At 23.9% G+C, this 1,702-nt stretch carries 2 protein-coding genes and 1 pseudogene; all 3 read left to right on the top strand.

The features are described from left to right. Window positions 1-265 (top strand): hypothetical protein (locus tag KGF39_RS19290; RefSeq protein ID WP_227823553.1); only part of this gene is annotated, 265 nt, incomplete at its 5' end. A 630-nt stretch (window positions 266-895) separates the two neighbouring features. Further along, window positions 896-1,120, top strand: coding sequence for a WYL domain-containing protein (locus KGF39_RS19295; protein WP_227823554.1), 225 nt, complete (start codon window positions 896-898; stop codon window positions 1,118-1,120). Window positions 1,121-1,466: 346 nt separating this feature from the next. Then, window positions 1,467-1,702, top strand: a pseudogene (locus KGF39_RS19300) (hypothetical protein); the annotation flags it as partial.

Genomic DNA, 1,702 nt, shown 5'->3' on the forward strand with positions numbered 1-1,702 from the left:
TAGCAAACCAAATCCAGATAATGGAGGAAATAGCAAAACAGATATAGATACAGATGGGGATGGAAAACCGGATATAAATATAGATACAGATGGGTATGGAAAACCAGATATAAATATAGATACAGATGAAAGTTTAGATAGTAATGTAGGTCAAAATGTACAAACAGGAGATCAAAGCAATATAATGCTAGATTTAGCATTAATGTTCATTAGCTCGTCTTTTTTAATTAAAAATCTAATAAATAAATACTTAAGACGTAAATAACATTTATTGTGTACATATTTATTTTATTGGATAAACTATAGTGGCTATAGATAGATTTGTGTAAATAAAAATCTATTTATAGTCATTTTTGTATTTAACTTTAAAGTTTTGAGATAATTTTCATATAGAAAAGAGAATTTTTTATTAAAAGAGATTAATGGAATTGATATCATTAATTCAATTTTAGTAATTATGTTTAGATACAGAGAGTCAACCAGTTAGTATAGAAGTTGTAAGTAGATGGGCTATAAACTCAGTGCTAATATATCCAAGATATGTATTAACTGATGTATCTAAAGTAATTACTTCCACAATTATCTGTTGGGTAACATTAATTTTAGCAAGAAGATGGAATTACAACTAATAAGCTATGAAAATATGAATAAATATTAGGTATTTAATTAGTAGGTTATATTGTTGCTGGAGATGATAATAAATATTTTAGTTTTAAAGAAAATTTTAAAATATAAGAATTTTAGCTTAAATAAATTAGGATAAGACTTTTTCTATATTTTAAACAAATTAAAACAAAGAAGTTTTAATTTGAGACCGAAAAGTTTTTGAAAAATAATATATATCCTAAACTAAATATTAGATGAAGCATTAGATAAAGCGACATTAAAGTTAAAAATGTATTCAAATCAAAAACAAGAAGACATTTTAACAAACCATTTAATCGCTCTTGAAGTAATAAAACCAATTGGGAAAATATCTATAGAATCAGTACTTAAAAAATTGGAAAATAGTATATTAAAGAAGCTATCTGTAGAAATCAACTATCGTACAGGTCGTGAAGCAAAATCAAAATATAGAATTATAAATCCATATGGAATTGTTCATTGGAATAATAATTAGTATAGATTGCTTCTTAGTGAACTTAAATTTTATTTAAATTTAAATTCTAAGCTACTTTCTCTATAGCCAATAGATAAGTATTAAAAAATTATCATATATGTAATTAGTACTTATAGCAACACAAATAGAGCTAATAGTTCCTATAATAAAATTTATCATTAGTTACATATAGGATAAACATCCTTTCTGCTTACTGTAGGAAATAGGACTATATGAAACTGCCACTCATAGATTGCAATTTATTTGAAAAAGTTATATATTTATAACATAAAGTATTATAAATATATAACTTTTAAGGAGTGATTTTATATGTCTAAATCAGAAACTGGTGTAAGAAAAGATTATATTGGAATTACTTGTAATAACTTATTTTTTTATAGCTGTATTAGCCACTAAGTATATTTTTAAAGGTCCAAGTACTGCTTCTATTCCAAGGTTGAGTTGGCTAATAGTTTTTGGATGTTATTCAATTGATAATAAAAAATATAATGATTTAGTTGGTGAATCATCTGAATTTATACTATCAAAGGTTAATAAAATTGCAATAAAAATAATGATATATTCTATAGTAATAATAGCTAT

Origin of the sequence: Clostridioides sp. ZZV14-6345, from assembly GCF_020657775.1 — a bacterium.
In the GTDB taxonomy this organism is placed as follows: Bacteria; Bacillota; Clostridia; order Peptostreptococcales; family Peptostreptococcaceae; genus Clostridioides; species Clostridioides difficile_D.

Bases quoted from the DNA above. Each gene is read 5' to 3' on its own strand.
- KGF39_RS19295 (WP_227823554.1), top strand. From the start codon at position 896: ATGTATTCAAATCAAAAACAAGAAGACATTTTAACAAACCATTTAATC.